Origin of the sequence: Paenibacillus sp. SN-8-1 (genome assembly GCF_050995535.1) — a bacterium.
Taxonomy (GTDB): domain Bacteria; phylum Bacillota; class Bacilli; order Paenibacillales; family Paenibacillaceae; genus Fontibacillus.
Window position 1 is genome coordinate 591,967 of sequence record NZ_CP194782.1, and the last position, 17,898, is coordinate 609,864.

At 48.1% G+C, this 17,898-nt stretch carries 20 protein-coding genes; 17 read left to right on the forward strand and 3 right to left on the reverse strand.

Annotated features, from left to right (window positions below):
- The first annotated feature begins 12 nt into the window (after nucleotides 1-12).
- Together ACRRNK_RS02880 and ACRRNK_RS02885 are read left to right on the forward strand one after the other, a co-directional pair.
- Nucleotides 13-1,389, forward strand: a complete 1,377-nt coding sequence (locus ACRRNK_RS02880; RefSeq protein ID WP_433945318.1) for a nucleobase:cation symporter-2 family protein — start codon at nucleotides 13-15, stop codon at nucleotides 1,387-1,389.
- A 422-nt stretch (nucleotides 1,390-1,811) separates the two neighbouring features.
- A complete protein-coding gene (locus ACRRNK_RS02885) occupies nucleotides 1,812-1,970 on the forward strand; it encodes a hypothetical protein (protein ID WP_433945319.1) in 159 nt (52 codons plus the stop codon).
- Between the two features lie 292 nt (nucleotides 1,971-2,262).
- Here the strand turns inward: ACRRNK_RS02885 and ACRRNK_RS02890 are convergent, their stop codons facing one another.
- The 3 genes from ACRRNK_RS02890 to ACRRNK_RS02900 all read right to left on the reverse strand — a co-directional run bounded on the left by ACRRNK_RS02890 (nucleotide 2,263) and on the right by ACRRNK_RS02900 (nucleotide 4,955).
- Complete coding sequence (locus ACRRNK_RS02890; protein ID WP_433945320.1) at nucleotides 2,263-2,601, reverse strand: DUF4870 domain-containing protein; 339 nt, start codon at nucleotides 2,599-2,601, stop codon at nucleotides 2,263-2,265.
- A gap of 108 nt (nucleotides 2,602-2,709) precedes the next feature.
- Complete coding sequence (locus ACRRNK_RS02895) at nucleotides 2,710-3,888, reverse strand: MGDG synthase family glycosyltransferase (protein WP_433945321.1); 1,179 nt, start codon at nucleotides 3,886-3,888, stop codon at nucleotides 2,710-2,712.
- 47 nt (nucleotides 3,889-3,935) lie between these two features.
- Nucleotides 3,936-4,955, reverse strand: coding sequence for a serine hydrolase domain-containing protein (locus tag ACRRNK_RS02900; RefSeq protein ID WP_433945322.1), 1,020 nt, complete (start codon nucleotides 4,953-4,955; stop codon nucleotides 3,936-3,938).
- 486 nt (nucleotides 4,956-5,441) lie between these two features.
- Between ACRRNK_RS02900 and ACRRNK_RS02905 the strand changes: the two genes are divergently transcribed.
- From ACRRNK_RS02905 to ACRRNK_RS02975, 15 genes are all read left to right on the forward strand, one after another.
- A complete protein-coding gene (locus ACRRNK_RS02905; RefSeq protein ID WP_127199002.1) occupies nucleotides 5,442-5,630 on the forward strand; it encodes a hypothetical protein in 189 nt (62 codons plus the stop codon).
- A gap of 153 nt (nucleotides 5,631-5,783) precedes the next feature.
- Nucleotides 5,784-6,533, forward strand: a complete 750-nt coding sequence (gene map, locus ACRRNK_RS02910; protein ID WP_433945323.1) for a type I methionyl aminopeptidase — start codon at nucleotides 5,784-5,786, stop codon at nucleotides 6,531-6,533.
- A gap of 387 nt (nucleotides 6,534-6,920) precedes the next feature.
- Entirely contained in the window at nucleotides 6,921-7,961 is a 1,041-nt protein-coding gene (coxB, locus tag ACRRNK_RS02915; RefSeq protein WP_433945324.1) for a cytochrome c oxidase subunit II, read from the forward strand.
- Between the two features lie 91 nt (nucleotides 7,962-8,052).
- On the forward strand, nucleotides 8,053-9,861 hold the full coding sequence (gene ctaD / locus ACRRNK_RS02920; protein WP_433946784.1) for a cytochrome c oxidase subunit I: 1,809 nt from the start codon (nucleotides 8,053-8,055) through the stop codon (nucleotides 9,859-9,861).
- On the forward strand, nucleotides 9,858-10,484 hold the full coding sequence (locus ACRRNK_RS02925; RefSeq protein ID WP_433945325.1) for a cytochrome (ubi)quinol oxidase subunit III: 627 nt from the start codon (nucleotides 9,858-9,860) through the stop codon (nucleotides 10,482-10,484). The genes ctaD and ACRRNK_RS02925 overlap by 4 nt, the downstream gene beginning before the upstream one ends.
- Nucleotides 10,485-10,487: 3 nt before the next feature.
- Nucleotides 10,488-10,808, forward strand: a complete 321-nt coding sequence (locus ACRRNK_RS02930; protein WP_433945326.1) for a cytochrome C oxidase subunit IV family protein — start codon at nucleotides 10,488-10,490, stop codon at nucleotides 10,806-10,808.
- A gap of 103 nt (nucleotides 10,809-10,911) precedes the next feature.
- Nucleotides 10,912-11,814: a cytochrome c oxidase assembly factor CtaG gene (gene ctaG / locus ACRRNK_RS02935; protein WP_433945327.1), complete on the forward strand. Its 903-nt coding sequence runs from the start codon at nucleotides 10,912-10,914 to the stop codon at nucleotides 11,812-11,814.
- A gap of 7 nt (nucleotides 11,815-11,821) precedes the next feature.
- On the forward strand, nucleotides 11,822-12,286 hold the full coding sequence (locus ACRRNK_RS02940) for a DUF420 domain-containing protein (protein ID WP_433945328.1): 465 nt from the start codon (nucleotides 11,822-11,824) through the stop codon (nucleotides 12,284-12,286).
- Nucleotides 12,287-12,530: 244 nt separating this feature from the next.
- Nucleotides 12,531-13,244, forward strand: a complete 714-nt coding sequence (locus tag ACRRNK_RS02945; protein ID WP_433945329.1) for a hypothetical protein — start codon at nucleotides 12,531-12,533, stop codon at nucleotides 13,242-13,244.
- 91 nt (nucleotides 13,245-13,335) lie between these two features.
- Nucleotides 13,336-13,725: a GntR family transcriptional regulator gene (locus ACRRNK_RS02950; RefSeq protein WP_433945330.1), complete on the forward strand. Its 390-nt coding sequence runs from the start codon at nucleotides 13,336-13,338 to the stop codon at nucleotides 13,723-13,725.
- A gap of 352 nt (nucleotides 13,726-14,077) precedes the next feature.
- Nucleotides 14,078-14,998 carry an ATP-binding cassette domain-containing protein gene (locus tag ACRRNK_RS02955; RefSeq protein ID WP_433945331.1) on the forward strand — a complete coding sequence of 307 codons (921 nt, stop codon included), beginning with the start codon at nucleotides 14,078-14,080 and terminating at the stop codon, nucleotides 14,996-14,998.
- Nucleotides 14,998-15,903: an ABC transporter ATP-binding protein gene (locus tag ACRRNK_RS02960; RefSeq protein WP_433945332.1), complete on the forward strand. Its 906-nt coding sequence runs from the start codon at nucleotides 14,998-15,000 to the stop codon at nucleotides 15,901-15,903. The genes ACRRNK_RS02955 and ACRRNK_RS02960 overlap by 1 nt, the downstream gene beginning before the upstream one ends.
- A complete protein-coding gene (locus ACRRNK_RS02965; protein ID WP_433945333.1) occupies nucleotides 15,896-17,176 on the forward strand; it encodes an ABC transporter permease in 1,281 nt (426 codons plus the stop codon). The genes ACRRNK_RS02960 and ACRRNK_RS02965 overlap by 8 nt, the downstream gene beginning before the upstream one ends.
- Before the next feature lie 54 nt (nucleotides 17,177-17,230).
- Nucleotides 17,231-17,416: a hypothetical protein gene (locus ACRRNK_RS02970; protein ID WP_433945334.1), complete on the forward strand. Its 186-nt coding sequence runs from the start codon at nucleotides 17,231-17,233 to the stop codon at nucleotides 17,414-17,416.
- Between the two features lie 51 nt (nucleotides 17,417-17,467).
- A complete protein-coding gene (locus ACRRNK_RS02975) occupies nucleotides 17,468-17,626 on the forward strand; it encodes a hypothetical protein (protein ID WP_433945335.1) in 159 nt (52 codons plus the stop codon).
- The last annotated feature ends 272 nt before the right edge of the window (nucleotides 17,627-17,898 follow it).

Below are 17,898 nucleotides of genomic sequence, written 5' to 3' on the forward strand. Positions count from 1 at the left end.
GGCAGGTGCAAGATGGCGAGAGAACGTATTTTTCAGAAGAACAGACATCCCATGCAGACTTTCTCACTCGGGATTCAGCATGTGCTGGCTATGTATGCCGGTGCGGTAATTGTCCCGCTGATTGTAGGCAATGCATTGAAATTGACCCAGGAGCAGCTGACATATCTGATTGCTATTGATCTGCTTGCTTGCGGTGTGGCATCCCTGCTTCAGGTATGGGGGAACAAATATTTCGGGATTGGGCTCCCAGTTATGCTTGGATGTGCTTTCCAATCCATATCTCCTATGATTGCGATTGGAACAGAGAAGGGGATGGGCGTCTCCGCCATATATGGTGCGATACTTGCATCGGGGCTATTCGTATTCCTGTTCGCGGGTGTGTTCAGCAAGCTGATCCGCTTCTTCCCGCCGGTTGTCACGGGTTCGGTGGTTACAATTATTGGTGTGACCTTGATTCCTACAGCCTTGGGGGATCTTGGTGGCGGGAATCCGGGCAGCAATCCGGAATTCGGCAGTCTGCTTAATTTAGCATTGGGATTTGGTGTTCTCCTGCTGGTTATTCTGCTTAATCGCTTCGCCAAAGGGTTCGTGCGTTCGATCTCCGTCCTGCTTGGCCTGATCCTTGGAACTGTGGTTGCCGCGCTTCTCGGCAAGGTGGATTTCACGCCTGTGATTAAAGCAAGCTGGTTCCATGCCGTTCAGCCGCTTTATTTCGGTGTACCGACGTTTCATCTATCCGCAATACTAACGATGATTCTGGTTGCAATTGTCAGTGTGGCTGAATCCACAGGCGTCTTCCTGGCACTCGGCAAGATCGTGGATAAAGAAGTGACTTCGAAAGACCTGGCTAAGGGATACCGGGCCGAGGGCCTCGCTATTATGCTGGGTGGACTCTTCAATTCATTCCCTTACACAACCTATTCGCAAAATGTCGGCCTTGTTCAGATGAGCCGCGTGAAGACTCGCGACGTCATTGTTGTAGCCGGCGGACTGCTTGTCCTCATTGGCTTCGTACCCAAGATCGCGGCACTCACTCAGATCATTCCAACGTCCGTGCTTGGTGGAGCGATGGTGTCCCTCTTCGGACTGGTTCTCTCCTCCGGTATCCGGATGCTCGGGGACCAGGTGAACCTGAACCGGTATGAGAATCTGCTGATCATTGCCTGCTCAGTGGGAATGGGGCTTGGAGTTACCACGGTGCCAACCCTGTTCGATCAGCTTCCAAGTTGGCTGCGCATTCTTGTAGATAACGGGATTGTGGCAGGCAGTGTAACAGCCATTATCATGAATTTGTTATTCAACGGGATGCGCGGTGCATCCAATGCATCCTCCGCAGCGTCTCCCGGCGAACCTTCGGGCGCTGCAAGTCAAGAATCTTCAATTGCCTAAGCTTACTACTCAAATCATAAGCCGCAAGATCCTTTAGTCGGGATCTTGCGGCTTTTTTTGTTGCATACAAACGAGATCTCAATTCATCTCCGTAGTCACAGTTTTCTTCAATATAAACATCTTAAATACTTTTATGCAGCCTTTTTGATGAGACGTGTTTATTCGCCAAGACAACAAGTCCTATTCTGACATACTTATGAATTATTACTTAATCGAGGTGAGTGGAAATGGTTCGATCCAGGGTGAAAACATATAAATACCGGGTAGGCAAGAAGAACTTTATTGTGATTAAGATATACCAATCAACCCACGCCAAAGCACATAGTGGTAATGTGCTCGCGAGTAATGCTGTAAATGTGAAGATATTCAAGAAAGCAAAACGAAGATAACGTGGTCGCTGGGACTTAAAGGAGGTGATGACGTTGTCCAAAGTGAAAAGAAGTGGCTTCAAGAATAAGAGAATAGCTGTTAGTGTCCGCCAATCCTCGTCCGCTACTACAGGGCAAGGAGGCAATCCGATTGCAATTAATGCCTCAGACGTAGGTGTCGTTAGGACAGATGTGCGTAACAACGGGCAATAGCTTTCATTGAGCTTTTATTAGACATCAAGCCGCAGCATCCTGGATGAGGATGCTGCGGCTTGATCCATTTCCATTGTTATTGATTGATAAGAACGAAGAGGAGAAAGGGGGATCAATCGGAGAGCGTAAGCGACCGCCTTTAAAATCGGGAAGCATCCTTATCCTATTCCATCAAGATTCCCGATTTTAACAGCGGTGAAGAGGGATACCCCTAACTCCTTAGAAGCTTCTTCTATCAGAAGACTAATGGAAGTGAAAAACCGCATTTACCTCTCCAAGAAATGCGGCTCCATTAGAGGCGCCTCATTTGATCCTCAGCAATATCACCGATATAAGGCACTTTATAGAATCTTCCCTGCAAGGCTGTCAGCATGAGGAGAACCCAGAAGACAGCGCCGGTAAGCTGGAGCAGCATGGCGGCAAGCACCCCGATCAGCGGGACAAACCCAGCCACCACATGGCCTACGATCAATAAGCCGAACAGGATAATGGATTGAAGAGCATGGAACATCACATACCGGCTGCGCTTCTCCAGAGCAAGCATAATTGCACCGCCTGCAAAAGGGACGAGATAACAGAGAAAGCCCGCCAGGTTCTCGGGCAGACCTGTAGAGGATCTAAAGGGCGACAAGGAGGAATCACCTTCTACACCTGCAGGATGAAGGGGCAGCCTGCGGCTGCATGTCCTTCTCTCTACATTCTATGCTTCACTGACCTGCGCAGAACCGCACGTATTCTCCTAGACAGCTCCTACAGGAAAGGCCAGATCAGCGTCAGCCAGAACGGAGGTCTCCTCTGTGTCCGCTGAGAACCATTGCTCTAGAATATCATTCACAATGACCTCGGCAGAATTGGGCCTCCGCAGCAGCTCGATCTTCTCTTGCCTGTCAGTGAGCTTGTCCTCGGCAGCGAACAGTTCCTTCACTTGCTGCACCAAGACGGAAGGCGTATAGGCAACGGAGGCGATGCCCTTGCTCTCAAGATATAGAGCGTTGTTAAGCTCTTGACCGGGTACAGGCCGGTAAAGGAACATAGGCAGGCGGCTGGCCAGCGATTCGGACAGGGTAATGCCCCCTGGCTTGGTAATGATGCAGTCACAAGTCTGCATCAGGCGGGCGACCTCGTTCACGAAGCCGAACACTTGAAAGTTCGGCCTGTCTCCATACTGCTCCTGAAGTATGCGCTGAAGCTCTATATTTTTGCCACAGGCGGCAATAACCTGGAACTCCCCGCTATCCAGCAGGGGCTGAATGATATCCCGAATTCCCTGCATCACGCCATAAGCACCCGCCATAAGCAGAACAGTCTTCTTCCCGGAATCCAGCTTTTCAGTGATTTGAGGATCAGGCTCATGCGTCCGCTCGAAGTCAGGCTTGATGGGAATTCCTGTGGCTAGAACACGGTGCTCTGGAATTCCGCGGCTGACGGCTTCGAGTCTTAGATCATCCGTGGCGACATAGTAGCGGTCCACCTCGGGGTGTATCCATCGTCCGTGCAGGTCGAAGTCAGTCACAATATTGACAAGCGGAAGAGAAAGGCCGGTCTTCTTCATAAGCTTTGGCATAACCAGTTGAGGGAAAGTATGAATGATAAGATCCGGCTCATGATCGGTAATCATCTGTGCAAGCTTACGCATCCCGAACGAATGAAGGATATTGGAGAAGGGAGTATCCGGCTGCATATCTTTGGTGACGTTGTACACCCAGCCATAGACGGCGGGAAGTGTTCTGAAGCTTTGCATGTATACGAATTTGGTTAGTCCGTTAATAACAGGGTGTGCCATGGCCATTAGATCGAGAAGGATCACATTATGAATACCCTTTTGATGAAAAGAAGCTTCGATTGCCTTGGATGCCTGATAATGACCATCTCCGTAGCTAGCGTAGAGCACCATAATTTTCGGTGAAATAGAATTCATAAAGATCAATTCCTCCTCCTGACATCTAGGGCTTGAATGTTAGCTTTTCATGTTCGCATAGCGGGGATTACACCATTCCTCAGCAGCTGATGTGGGTTTTTCCATCGGCTCACCGCACTGTCGGCCGTAAATACCACAACGGCTTCCAAGGAGGGGATCAGAATGATCTGCTGACCTCCGTGACCGTGGGCGTATGTAAAATGGATTCCATCTTCAGCGCCGCTCCACCACTGATAGCCATAGCGCCCATATCCGAAGTAGGGTTCAGACTGCGGGGCGAACGATTGCTGGAGCCAATCCTCGGATACGATCCGCGTCTCTTCCCATAAGCCTCCACTTAGGCACATCAAGCCAAATTTGGCCATATCCCGCGAGGTAAGAGAAAGTCCTATATGTCGCATAGTATGACCTTCAGCACTTGCTGACCACCCTGCATGATGAATGCCGAGGTGCCCAAATAAGTGCGATTGTGCATAACTAAATGCACTGGATCCGGTCATCTCTGTCAAAAGAATCGAGAGCATATGAGAATCTGTGCTTCTGTACTGAAATGTTCCAAGCCTCTCCTCCTGAACGGGGAGTCTTAGAATGAACCGGGCCAAGCTTCGGCTCTTGTGGAATCGGTGAATGAACCTTTCCCCAAGTTTTGAGCCGGTCTCCCAGTACAGTCCAGTGGTCATGGTCAAAAGATGCCTCAGCGTTATTGTACCCCATAGCGGGTCAGGACGATGAGGAGCATACTTGCTTACTAGCTTCCATACAGGGCTATCCAAATCCTGCATCTCGCCCCGCTCTATGGCGATACCAATCAGGACAGACATGAAGCTTTTGGTTGCAGACCTAAGATCGTTCAGCGAGGTAATCTGATGACCGTTGTAATATTTCTCATAGATAAGCTTGCCGCGCCTGACGACGAGGAAGCTGTGCATTCTGGGATACCTGCGCAAGATTGCTTCATCCGCTGCATCCAGCAATGCGGGATCTGTGTCCAGCTCTTCCGGCTGCGCGGTTGGGAAAGATGGAATGGAGGCAGTGGATGAGACAAGTATTGGTGTGAGTGGATTCATTAAATTCTGATCCTCCTGCCGGAATTTTTGCTTCTAATCTTATTTTAACCATCTGCTTGCCCGATAAATAAACTATATTCAAATTCTTTCCCTTATCGCCTAACAAAAATGTGCGAATTGAAGAAAGCTGAAACCGTTTGGTGAATATGATACAATGGAAAAGGATAGGAGGTCGTTCCAATACCCGGGTCCATACTAGAGAGACCGGTCTGTGCGACAAGAGTGACTTACCAGGCTTGTTTCAGTAAGACTTGATTAGGGTATTTAAATTGTCAGATGCCTGCCGGAAGGCAGAGTTATGTTCCTGTGAACCGCTGCCGGCTTGGTCATTTTTTTTCGGCGAAGCTTGCCGGGTGGCTGTGAGGGCTTTGCTTGTCCTACTTCACTCAATAGCGGCACTAAACCACCATATGATAGTACTTGCAGATCTTTTCGGCATTCTCGAAATCGGAGCATTAACTACAAGCGTTCTGGGAGGGAATTACTATGGCAACGAAAGGTCATAATGAAGTCAAAGAAAGTCTGCGGGAGATGACACGGATTTTCAGGCCAAAGGACCCCAAGAAATTTGTCAAGGAGTATGTCCGTAAATACCGCATTATGGGTGGCTATGAAGAAGAACTGACGCATCTGGTTGAGCATGAAATGGGCAAGTTGGACTCATCCGTTTCCTGATCATCTGGAACAACGAAGAAATAACGTAACACAACCATATATAGACGTATCCAAACCGCCTGCGGACAGGCGGTTTTTTTTGTTATCCGGCATATATATATTAAATCACTCTGTCAGGAGTGGAGATAAAGAGCAGGAGGGAGGGGACGCGCTTTGAAAGCAAGAATTAAATCAAAAGAAGAAATCAAGCGGATGCGGGAGGCGGGACGGATTCTTGCCGCGTGTCACCGGGAGATCCGGAAGCTGCTTGCCCCGGGAATATCCACGCTTGAAATTGATGCTTTTGTGGAGTCCTATCTGAGGAAGCATAAGGCAACGCCCGAACAGAAGGGCTATCGCGGCTTCCCGTATGCGACGTGTGCCTCTGTAAATGACGTGGTATGTCATGGGTTCCCCGATTCCCGGCCACTCGGGGAAGGAGACCTTGTAACCATTGATATCGTAGTGAACAAAGATGGCTGGTTGGCGGATTCGGGATGGTCCTATGCTGTTGGGGAAGCCAGCCCTGCCGCTCAATATTTGCTTGATAAGACGCATGAGGCGCTATATGCGGGGATTGGTATGGCTACCGCAGGAAAGAGAACAGGGGATATTGGCTATGCGGTGCAGACCGTGGTAGAGAATGCCGGGCTGGGCATCGTAACTCCTCTGGTAGGCCATGGAATCGGAAAGAATCTTCACGAGCCGCCCGATGTACCCAGTATCGGCAGTCCTCGAACAGGTGCTCTGCTAAAGCCGGGCATGGTCATTACAATTGAGCCTGTGGTTACGATTGGCGAGACCGGGGCCGTGTTCTGGGAAGATGACGGCTGGACCATACGGACAGCAGATGGCTCCTTGGGTGCCCAATTTGAACATACGGTGGCTATTCTGGAAGAGGGGCCATGTATACTGACTGAATGAGAAAAAGAGAGGAGACTCTCTTTTTTTATCTTTCAATTTAAAGAATATGGGAGGAAAGTTAAGAAAAATGTCATATTTTGAAGCTAGCATTTTTGGTCCTATGAGAGCTTGTCAAGACTGCTTCCAGGAAGGGGGTATGACCAGAAAAGGGTAGGTGTAATCGTTTGCAAACCCAGTGCTGGCGGGCTTTTTCGGAATTTTGAACAATTTGTGAACTACCCTTGAATCATTGACAAATTTGTGTACTAATCATATATTTAATTAGTGATTGTTGGAATTGACAGGATAGCAGTTTCCGTGATAGAGCAAGTCGATTGTTTCCTGATTATGGGGGAAGGGTACTTGTGAATATTGGCGGAAGACAAACGTTAAAAGTGGGGTAGATCAATGATGAAACGGTGGCAGGCTGTGAAACGGCTCCTTCCTTTATTTGTGGGGCTGGTGCTGTTATTGTCCGCTTGCGGTCGCGAGGATTTGTCCGCATTAAGACCTCAAGGACCTGTAGCACAAGGGCAATTTGATTTAATGAAGCTTTCCATTGCGATTATGATTGTCGTTCTGCTCATTGTATTCGGTATTGCGATTTATGTTTGGATACGTTTTCGTCGCAGACCGGGACAGACAGACATTCCTGAACAAGTGGAAGGTAACTTCAAGCTTGAAGTGCTCTGGACAGCAATTCCTCTAGTATTGGTACTTATTCTGGGAGTTGCAACGGTTCAAAAGGTATTCTCTTATGGTGAGAATTACTGGAATGACAAGAACGCGGTGAAAGTGAAAGTGACTTCGCACCAGTTCTGGTGGGAATTCAACTATCCTGATTACGGTGTAACTACAGCTCAGGATTTGGTTATCCCTACAGGTAAGAAGATTGCTTTCCAATTGAAGACAGCAGATGTTCTTCACTCATTCTGGGTACCTTCACTGGCGGGCAAGACGGATACAAATCCGGAGGGAGCCATCAATAATGCCTGGTTCACTGCAGATAAAGAAGGCGTTTACTTGGGTAAATGTGCTGAGCTTTGCGGTCAATCCCATGGTCTTATGGAATTTAAGGTCAAGGCGGTTAGTCAGGCTTCGTTCGACAGCTGGGTGAAGGCCATGAAGGAGCCTGTAGCCTTGCCGGCAGACCAAGCTACCGCGGAAGTCTTCAAGAGTCAGTGCTTGACCTGCCATGCGATTGGCAGCGAGGGCGGTCCGTCCGCACCGAACCTGACAGGAATCGGTGGACGTGAATCGGTAGCGAGTATCCTTATTAACGGCAAGGATGGTACTGCTAAGGAGAACATTAAGACCTGGCTTGAAGATCCTCAGGCGGTGAAGCCTGGCAACAAAATGCCGAATCCGAAGAAGGATCTGAAGCTAACGGATGAACAAATTGATGCCATTGCTGATTTCTTGGCAAATTCAAAATTAAAGACCCAATGATTCAACCGCACGGAGCAACTTTGGATAGGAATTTTTAAAGGGGGTACAAACCTTGGCTCACGCTCACAGTGTCAAGCGCCATACGGGGCTGATGGACTGGTTGACTACAGTTGACCATAAGAAAATCGGCATCCTGTACTTAATTGCCGGGGCTTTATTCTTCGGGATCGGCGGAATCGAAGCCTTGATGATCCGCTGGCAGCTTATTAAACCCATGAACGACTTTGTTTCGGCCCAGACTTTTAATGAACTTATAACGATGCATGGTACCACAATGATCTTCCTTGGCGTTATGCCTTTGATCTTTGCTTTGATGAATGCGGTTGTTCCGCTTCAGATCGGCGCGCGCGATGTCGCGTTTCCTTTTCTGAACTCACTTGGCTTCTGGACGTTCCTGTTCGGTGGAATTCTTCTGAACATCAGCTGGGTGATGGGCGGAGCACCGGATGCTGGCTGGACGGCATACACGCCGCTATCCACTACGGCATACAGCGGTACACACGGGGTTGACTTCTACACCGTGGGCCTTCAGATTGCCGGTCTCGGAACCCTGATCGGGGGCATCAACTTCCTGGCTACCGTCATTACGATGCGCGCGCCGGGAATGACCTTCATGCGGATGCCGATGTTCACATGGACCGCATTCATTACTTCAGCCATTATTCTGTTTGCTTTCCCTGCCATTACAGTAGGACTCGTCCTGCTAAGCTTTGACCGGATACTCGGAGCTAACTTCTTTGAAGTCAGCAATGGCGGTAACCCGGTTCTCTGGCAGCATATATTCTGGATCTTCGGACACCCTGAGGTTTACATACTTATCCTTCCGGCTTTTGGTGTCATTTCCGATGTTATTCCTACATTTGCTCGTAAGCGCCTGTTCGGATACAGTTCGATGGTGTTCGCTACCATCCTGATTGCCTTCCTCGGCTTCATGGTATGGGCTCACCATATGTTCACTACAGGTATGGGGCCGGTAGCGAATGCATTGTTCTCGATCTCTACCATGTTGATCGCGGTTCCTACGGGGATCAAGATCTTTAACTGGCTCTTCACCCTGTGGGGAGGCCAAATCCGGTTCACGGCAGCTAACCTCTACGCATCAGGCTTCATTCCTACCTTCGTTATGGGTGGGGTTACAGGGGTAATGCTTGCATCCGCACCAGCGGATTATCAGTTCCATGATACGTATTTCGTAGTAGCCCACTTCCACTATGTTATCGTCGGTGGATTGGTTCTCGGATTGTTCGCGGGTCTTCACTACTGGTGGCCTAAGATGTTCGGTCGTGTACTCGATGAGAAGCTTGGCAAGATCGGCTTCTGGTTCTTCATTATCGGCTTCCATCTGACCTTCTTCGTACAGCATTTCCTGGGTCTGATGGGTATGCAGCGCCGTATCTTTACGTATTTGCCTAATCAAGGCTTTGATACTTTGAACCTGGTAAGTACAGTGGGTGCCCTGATGATGGGAGTTGGCGTTCTCGTGTTCCTGCTCAACGTAGTGGTTACCACTAGAAGACCCGCAGATGCTCCTAACGATCCATGGGAAGATGGCCGTACACTGGAATGGTCGATTCCATCTCCTCCTCCAGAATATAACTTCAAGCAGACGCCGCTTGTGCGTGGGCTTGATGCTTATTGGAAAGAGAAGATGGCTGGACATACGGAAATGACTCCGGCAGAACCGGTAGGTCCAATTCATATGCCATCGGCATCCATTCTTCCATTTGTCATGTCAGTCGGCATCTTTGTTGCTGGACTTGGATTTATGTATCATCAATATATTGTAGTTGGCCTTGGTCTGGTAGTTACCTTCGCCTGTATGGCGATCCGCTCGCTGTATGATGATCACGGCTGGCATATCGATCCAGAGGAGACTACAGAGAAGGGGGTAAAAGCATGAGCGCACCCCATGCTGAACAAGTGACATCGGCTCTTCCCCATGAACCGGAGAAAGCCACACTTGAAGGCCGCAATAAAGTGCTTGCATTCTGGTTGTTCCTGGGCGGAGAATCCGTACTCTTCGGAACACTCTTTGCCACATTCCTGGCACTTCGGGAGCAGATTGCTGATGGCCCTAGCGCGGATGAGTTGTTCAAGCTGCCTACGGTTGCTGCTGCAACCTTCATTCTCTTGGTAAGTAGTTTGACGAGTGTATTTGCTATCCAGGCTATGCATAAAGGGAATCGAAAAGCATTATCCTTATGGTTGATCGTTACCGTTATCCTCGGACTTGGCTTCCTGGGACTTGAAATTTACGAGTTCGCCGAGTATGTGAATCATGAGAAATTCGGAATGACGACGAGTGCGTTCAGTTCGGCGTTCTATACGCTGGTCGGCTTCCACGGAGCTCACGTATTGTTCGGGGTTGTATGGATCTCGCTGCTTATAGGTCAGCTTGCGAAGAAAGGCCTGACCGTAGTTACAGCACCCAAGATATATGTATCCGCGATGTACTGGCACTTTATCGACGTTGTATGGGTGTTCATTTTCACAGTCGTATACCTCCTTGGGAAGGTGGGTTAAGACATGTCAGAGCATAATACGAATCAAGGCAGTGCGGTGAGACACAGACACCGTACGGAAGGACCTCAGAAACACGTAATTGCCTTTATCTTCTCCATCGTGCTTACCTTGATTGCCTTTGCGGCGGTAGCTGCAGGTGGAGTCAACGCCTCATTTACGATCATTCTATTGGTCGTCATGGCGATCCTGCAGGTGCTCGTTCAGTTAGGATACTGGATGCACCTCAAAGACAAGGGACACATGATCCCGATCCTGTTCATGGCCTTCGGATTCTTCGTAGCCGGGACAGCCGTGATTACAGCTTTATACTGGGTTTGGTGGTAAGATAGAGAGGAGGCTGGTTATACAGCCCCCTCTTTTTTGTACAATGAGACATTTGTCACACAATCGACAGTAAATCCATGCCAGCAGATAAGGAGGCTTTGGTATGCTGGGATTAGAATATTTCAGCTTTAGAGACTTATGGAGCCCTCTGTTTATGGCAGCGATGCTCCTGATTACCGCAGGCTATTTATTGCTTATGGGACCGCTAAGTGAGCGGTTTGCAAATGGCCAGCCTGTAAGTGCTGGAAGGAAAATGGCCTTTGTAGCCGGAATGCTTGTTATCTACTTGGCGCAAGGCGGACCGATTAGTCTGCTGGGTCACATTATGTTCAGCTTCCATATGCTTAGTATGGCACTGACTTATCTCGTAGCCCCACCGCTATTGATGCTGGGGATACCCGATTGGGCGTGGAGAGGAATGCTGAAGCATAATCCGCTGCGTGGGCTGTCTTTTCTGGCTCATCCGATCGTAGCGGCCGTGCTGTTCAACGGATTGTTCTCGTTCTACCATATACCTGTGATCCACGATTACGTCATGCTTCACTTCGGGATTCACCGGCTGTATTATTTGGTATTGTTCGCCTCTTCAATCCTCATGTGGTGGACACTGGTTAACCCGCTTCCGGAATATTCGGAGACCAAGGGTCTGAAGAAGATGGCCTATATCGCGATGAACATGGTGCTGCTTACTCCGGCATGCGGACTAATTATCTTCTCGTCAACCAGCCTCTATTCAACTTACAATGATCCGACCGTTTGGGCCAAGGCTATGGGCTACTGCATATCCGGTGATACTTCAGCCTTGCTTCGGACATATGGCGGGCCAGGGTACTTTGCCTATATGGACCCTCATGTAGATCAGCAGGTTGGCGGTATTGTGATGAAGTTTATACAGGAGATTATTTTTGCATCGATGCTTGCCGTAGTATTCAGGAATTGGTACAAGCAGGAGAACAAGGATGATGAAGTATATGGAAATGAGCTAAAGAACGCAACAGGAGGATGAAATTAAGATGGATGTGTACACACTGTTTCCCACAATCAGTACTTCCTTTATCGTAATTAGTGCGATTCTGGTTGCTATTGGTTGGGGACTCATTATTAAGGGAAGAAGAGAAGCGCATAAGAAAGTGATGCTTGCCGGAGCTGTAGCGGCTCTGATTTTCTTTATCATTTATGCGTCCCGGACCATATTAATCGGTAATACGAATTGGGGCGGTCCGGCTGATCTGGCGATTTATTATCAGATCTTCTTGATCTTCCACATTATTTTGGCCACGGTTGCCGCTGTGTTTGGATTAACGACGATCGTTCTTGCTTTCAAAGAAAGATTCGCCAAACACCGCAAATGGGGCCGGGTAACGGCAGTGATCTGGTTCTTCACCGCGATTACCGGTGTAGCTGTATATATTCTGCTGTATGTTCTGTATCCAGGTGGACACACCAAGTCGATGATTGATACGATTTTTGGATTATAAGGTAACCCTCACCAAAAGAGCAGAGGGTGTTGGGTAAAAGACCGGCGAGATGATCGCTGGTCTTTTTTTTGTAGAAATTTTACAAAAATCTAATTGACATGGTTAATTCTGGACATTATACTGTGTATAAAGATATACACACTAAGCACACAGTACGCACAGTAAACAGGTACAGCAAATGTACTTACACAACGTACCCTACAATACGAGTCTTTTACATCAAGACAAGAAAGGTTGATTTTCATTGGATACGTGGAGAGAAGGTTGGTTTATTTTTTGGAACAATTTAAGGAGTGCGCCACTCTATCTCTTATGGAATGTCGTCTTCATGCTCTATATGGGCCTGACAACCAGCTTTTTGTTCACTAGGGGGGACAGGGGCCCTATTGATCCCCTGCCTGATTTCATGCTTCTGCTGCTCGTTCCGTTTACTGGCTTCTTATTTTGCCGGAGAGGATTTCGTTATCTTAAAGATGATTCCTATACGAAGATGCTGTACTACTACCGGATTCTTCCTATCCCACTGAAATTCATTATGAGCAGTAGAATCATTCAGTTGTTATTCGCCTTGGTGTTCAATAATGTAATTTTCTTTGGTTTCATGCTGCTGATGTCCTATTCCTACTGGGTGGAGATGAACGCAGTCAGCTATATTGCTTTTGTGGTTACCTGGGTGGGTTATGGGCTGCTCATGACCGGCAGTTACATCTACTATGAATTCCTGAAGCGGGGCGTTATTTACATGTGGGCCAGCATTATCGTTAATTTCTTGGTCGCCTCCCTGGCTTTCGTTATTTATATGAACGGAGGCAATCTGGTTCGCTTTGTTATGGAATATTCGAATCAATATGGACTGCTCTCTCCACTAATGTGGGGAGCCTTGGTGGTAGGAGGACTGGTTCTAGCCCTGATGTGCCGGATTACACTCCGGAAGATGTCCCTCAGGGACTTGGCTTAAGCCTTCGGGTGACGATCATTTAGAGCCTTCAGTCCCGCTGCTCATATAACCAACATAATCGACTTAGAGAACTGAAGGTGAGGTGCGAAGGGTGTGGATTCCCATTCAAATTAATGAGAATAGCGCCGAGCCTTTGTATCACCAGATCAAGACACAGCTTCGCTCACTTATTGTCAGTGAGCAGATTGAGGAAGGGACGCTGCTTCCTTCCATCAGGGAGTTCGCAGGAAGTCTGAACTGCAGCGTGATTACAATTCGGCGCGTATATCAGGATCTGGAGAACGAAGGATTTTTACGAACAAGGCAGGGAACAGGCACGTTTGTAGCCAAGGTGGATCAGGGCGAACGAAGTGAGTACCGCAGGACTGTTGTACAGGAAGCGGTGGAAGCGGCTGTTGATGCAGGTCTTGCCGTTCAGTACGGAGAAGACGAGCTTAAGGAGCTATTTTTACAAATCCTGAAGAAGAAATATCATATATAAGACGCAGTTAAAAATTTGACTTGAGGGTAAGGCGTAACGGAGGGGAAGCTTGGAACTGTAGGAGCGAAAGCGATCGCCTTAAAGCTTTCTGAAAGAAAGCTGCATCGGAAGCATATACTTTGGCTTTCTGAAAGAAAGCTGCATCGGAAGCATATACTTTGGCTTTCTGAAAGAAAGCTGCATCGGAAGCATATTCTTTGTCTCCGGATTTCATCCGCCTTGCGGTATAAATCAAGAAATCTGGAGGCGGGCAGCGGCCGAAAGTCCAAGCATTCCCCGTAGTTACGACTGCACACAAATGTGAACATTTTAACTGCGGCTTATATAGCAATCAGAAGGAGGGAGATTCCAAGTGACAGAAGCATTGGCCATGCAGATGAATGGGGTTCGCAAGAGCGGTAGGCGGAAGCCGATAGGCCCGCTGAATCTGGAAATACCGTCTGGTTATGTGGTGGCATTGGTTGGGCCGAATGGTTCTGGGAAAAGCACGATCATGAACCTTATTCTGCAGACGCTTCAACCGGATGAGGGTGAGCTGAGCTGGTTCGGCAAGAAGACTGCCGGAGTGCTGCCAACAGAGCATAGACAGCTGATTGGTTATGTGCCTGAGGTTCCTCTGTTTGAAGAAAATTATAAGACGGCAGAGGAGGCAGCGGCGTTCAGAGCCCGCTGGTATCCGAGATGGGATCAGCAGAGGCTGGAGGAGCTGCTCATTCGCTTCGAGGTGCCAGGGAAGGTGAAGCTGAGCAAGATGTCCAAGGGGGAGCGGCGAAAGTTCGAGATTGCAGCAGCGTTAGCCTGCCGTCCCAAGCTGCTGCTGCTGGATGAGCCGTCATCGGGACTTGATCCTTTTGCCTGGAAGCATATGATTGAAGTGCTCCGCAGCTGCCTTGATGAAGAGGAGATCACGATTGTGCTCTCCACCCACATCGTGGACGAAGTAAAGCGCCTGGCTGACTATATCGCTTTAGTTCATCAAGGTGAGGTCAAGGGCATGGTGGAGAAGGATATGCTGATGGGCAATTGGAAAGAGCTTTGGGTTCGGGCAGATAGAGCCCAGCTTGAAGGGCTGCCAGATATTCTTGAAATTCACGAGGATGGTCCTTCAAAGTGGCGGCTTCTGGTACAGAATCTGGCAGAGCTTGAAGACATCTTCATGGACCGCGGTGTTAGTATTTTGAAGAGCCGGGGACTTGAGTTGGAGGACATCCTTACGCTGTGGATGAAGGGCAATTTGCCTGAAGAGATCAAATGGAAGAGGGGAGAATATTAATGACACAACCTTTGGTAATTGACAATCTGTTCAAGCAGTATGGGGAGAAGACGGCTGTTAATGGGGTCTCGCTAGACGTGAAAGAAGGAGAGATTTATGGACTCCTTGGCGGAAACGGGGCCGGGAAGACCACGACGATGCGGATGGTTCTGGGAATTATTTACCCGGATGGAGGACGCATTCAGTACCATGGTAAGGACTATAGCAGTGAGCTTCAGCACGGTATGGGTTATCTGCCAGAAGAGCGGGGCTTGTATCCGAAGGTGAAGGTCAGTGACCAGATTAACTATTTGGCCCGTCTGCGCGGGATGTCAGCCAAGGATGCCGACAAGAGTCTGAGATACTGGCTGGACCGGTTCGAAGTGCCGGAGTATTACGACAAGAAGATTGAAGAGCTCTCCAAAGGAAATCAGCAGAAAATGGGCTTTATTGCAGCAGTTGTTCATCGTCCAAAGATTCTAATTCTAGATGAGGCTTTTAGTGGTCTAGACCCGGTAAATGTGGAAATTCTTAAGTCCACCGTCAAGGAGCTTCGTGATAACGGCACAAGCATCCTGTTCTCCACCCACCGGATGGAGCATGTCGAGGAGCTGTGTCAGCGGATTACGATTCTTCACCGTTCCAATCCGGTCCTGCAGGGCAATATCCGGGAGATCAAGCAGCGTTATCCGAGAGAGCAGATTGTACTTAACACCACAGGCGAAGTAACAGGACTCGAGCAAATACAGGGCGTAAGAAGTGTAGAGAAGCGTGAACGCGGCTACCTGATACATATTACAAACGTTGCAGCCGCAAGAGAGATTTTGAATATGGCAATGCAGCAGAGTGAAGTTGAACATTTCGAGATTAAAGAACCGACGCTTAACCAAATCTTTATCCAAGAGGTGGGTGAATCCAATGAATAAGCTGGGTACGGTAATTGGCTTTACATTTTTGAATAAGGTGAAGACGAAGGCTTTTGTGGTTACGACGATTATATTCGCACTGCTTGTTACGATTGGGGTTAACGTTCCTTATCTGATCAATTTGTTCACCGGGGATGATGGCAATAAAGAGACGAAGATCGGACTGATCTATGGCAGTCAATCGGAGATTGCACTTCGTCTGGAGCAGTTCGCGGCGAATCAGCCGAAAGCCGGCTTTAAGCTGGTGAAATATGAGCAGGCCGATGAGAAGGTGCTCGCCAAAGATATTGAGGATAAGAAGATTGACGGTTATTTACAGTTCAAGGATGCTCCGGCAGGACAATTCCCGGAGGCTGTATATACCTCTAAGGACGGCAGTCTCGGCATGGGGCTTCAAAGTGCCCTGCAAAGCGGACTGCAAATTGTGAAGACACAGTATATTACCAAAGGGTCATTGAGCGATGCGCAGGTAGCGGCATTGAACCAGCCGGTTCAGATCGATGCTCAGCAGGTTAAGGGGCAGGGCGGTACGGAGGCTTCGAGCCAGGATAAGCAGACAGGGGCAAATTATATTTTTGTCTACATTATGATTGTGCTGTTCTGGATGACGACCATGATGACCGGGAATATGATTGCTTCGGAAGTAACATCCGAGAAGAGCTCGCGGATTATGGAAATTCTGATTACAAGCGTGTCTCCATTAACGCAAATGTTCGGTAAAATTGTAGGTATGTTCCTGATCGGTATTGTGCAAATTGCAATTTTTGGAGGTGTGCTCGCCCTCAATGTGATGCTGCCTCATAACCGGGATGCGTTCTCTGAGTTTAATATTGATCTCAATCAGCTTGATCTCAGCGTGCTGGTCTATGGATTAGTGTTCTATGTACTTGGATATATGCTGTTCTCGACCTTGTTCGCTGCAGTAGGCTCCATGGTCAGCAGAACCGAAGATCTTGGTCAAGCGGTTATGCCGATTACGATGATCAGCCTGGCTTCGTTCTACATTGGGACTTTCAGTGCCTCATCCCCTAACTCGATGATCCTTAAAGTCGCATCCTATATTCCATTTACATCGCCGGTATCGATGCTGATCCGTGTGGGCTTAGGGAATGTGGCGATGTGGGAGGTAGGCTTATCTGTCTTGGTCTTGATTGTCTCAATCCTCTTGTTCGGATGGATATCCGCCAAGATCTACCGCACCGGGGTGCTTATGTACGGCAAGCGTCCAACTTGGAAGGAAGTCCGCAAGGCTATGCAGGCTTATAAGATCTAAAGTATGTAGCTTCTAACTAACTACTAATAAGAAAGATTTAAGGGAGGAACTGAAATGACAAAGCAATTCTATCTGCTGCTCATGCTAATGTTCTGTCTCACTAATACATTGTTATTAACGAATCGCCTTGAGCTGCCCATTAATGATTTCTTTAAAGGGATTATGGCTGGAATCTCGATAGTAGGGAATATCTATATAATTGTCCAGTTGAGCAAGAGAATAGCTCTAAAGAAAGTATAGATTCCCGAAGCCAAGTAGCAGACTAACCGATAAAGTGAGGTGCTGCCAGCAATGAGAAAGAACAGCTTTGGAAACGGCTTGGCAATAGGAATTGCACTTGGAGCCGCACTCGGCTTAATTATGCATAATCTAGCTGTAGGAATTGCACTTGGAGTCGCCATTGGAGCCGCGTTTGGGGCTTCCTACGATAGAAGGAACCGGAATAAGTAATAGGATTATAAGTTAAAATGACCAGTAGGATCAGAATGTTGATCTTACTGGTCAATTTCTTTTCAATACCATACTAGCGTTGGCCTACCGGTTCCCTACTTAATAAATAGACCCAAATGTTAATCCTTTGAAAGATACAGGAGATGGACTTTAATATTTAACACCCTTTAATAAAGGCTCCAGAGCATTGTTACTCCCCCCTGGTATAGCCACCTAAAACATCTAAATTTAGATTTTCACCTACTATATATAATTTATAGCATAAATAAAGG

What these genes read in the sequence shown, in the direction of transcription:
- ctaG (WP_433945327.1), top strand. Translation starts at nt 10,912, where the DNA reads ATGCTGGGATTAGAATATTTCAGCTTTAGAGACTTATGGAGCCCTCTG.
- ACRRNK_RS02960 (WP_433945332.1), top strand. Translation starts at nt 14,998, where the DNA reads ATGACACAACCTTTGGTAATTGACAATCTGTTCAAGCAGTATGGGGAG.
- ACRRNK_RS02905 (WP_127199002.1), top strand. Translation starts at nt 5,442, where the DNA reads ATGGCAACGAAAGGTCATAATGAAGTCAAAGAAAGTCTGCGGGAGATG.
- ACRRNK_RS02880 (WP_433945318.1), top strand. Translation starts at nt 13, where the DNA reads ATGGCGAGAGAACGTATTTTTCAGAAGAACAGACATCCCATGCAGACT.
- ACRRNK_RS02895 (WP_433945321.1), bottom strand. Translation starts at nt 3,888, where the DNA reads ATGAATTCTATTTCACCGAAAATTATGGTGCTCTACGCTAGCTACGGA.
- ACRRNK_RS02925 (WP_433945325.1), top strand. Translation starts at nt 9,858, where the DNA reads ATGAGCGCACCCCATGCTGAACAAGTGACATCGGCTCTTCCCCATGAA.
- ACRRNK_RS02965 (WP_433945333.1), top strand. Translation starts at nt 15,896, where the DNA reads ATGAATAAGCTGGGTACGGTAATTGGCTTTACATTTTTGAATAAGGTG.
- ACRRNK_RS02975 (WP_433945335.1), top strand. Translation starts at nt 17,468, where the DNA reads ATGAGAAAGAACAGCTTTGGAAACGGCTTGGCAATAGGAATTGCACTT.
- ACRRNK_RS02940 (WP_433945328.1), top strand. Translation starts at nt 11,822, where the DNA reads ATGGATGTGTACACACTGTTTCCCACAATCAGTACTTCCTTTATCGTA.
- ACRRNK_RS02900 (WP_433945322.1), bottom strand. Translation starts at nt 4,955, where the DNA reads ATGAATCCACTCACACCAATACTTGTCTCATCCACTGCCTCCATTCCA.
- coxB (WP_433945324.1), top strand. Translation starts at nt 6,921, where the DNA reads ATGATGAAACGGTGGCAGGCTGTGAAACGGCTCCTTCCTTTATTTGTG.
- ACRRNK_RS02970 (WP_433945334.1), top strand. Translation starts at nt 17,231, where the DNA reads ATGACAAAGCAATTCTATCTGCTGCTCATGCTAATGTTCTGTCTCACT.
- ACRRNK_RS02930 (WP_433945326.1), top strand. Translation starts at nt 10,488, where the DNA reads ATGTCAGAGCATAATACGAATCAAGGCAGTGCGGTGAGACACAGACAC.
- ctaD (WP_433946784.1), top strand. Translation starts at nt 8,053, where the DNA reads ATGGACTGGTTGACTACAGTTGACCATAAGAAAATCGGCATCCTGTAC.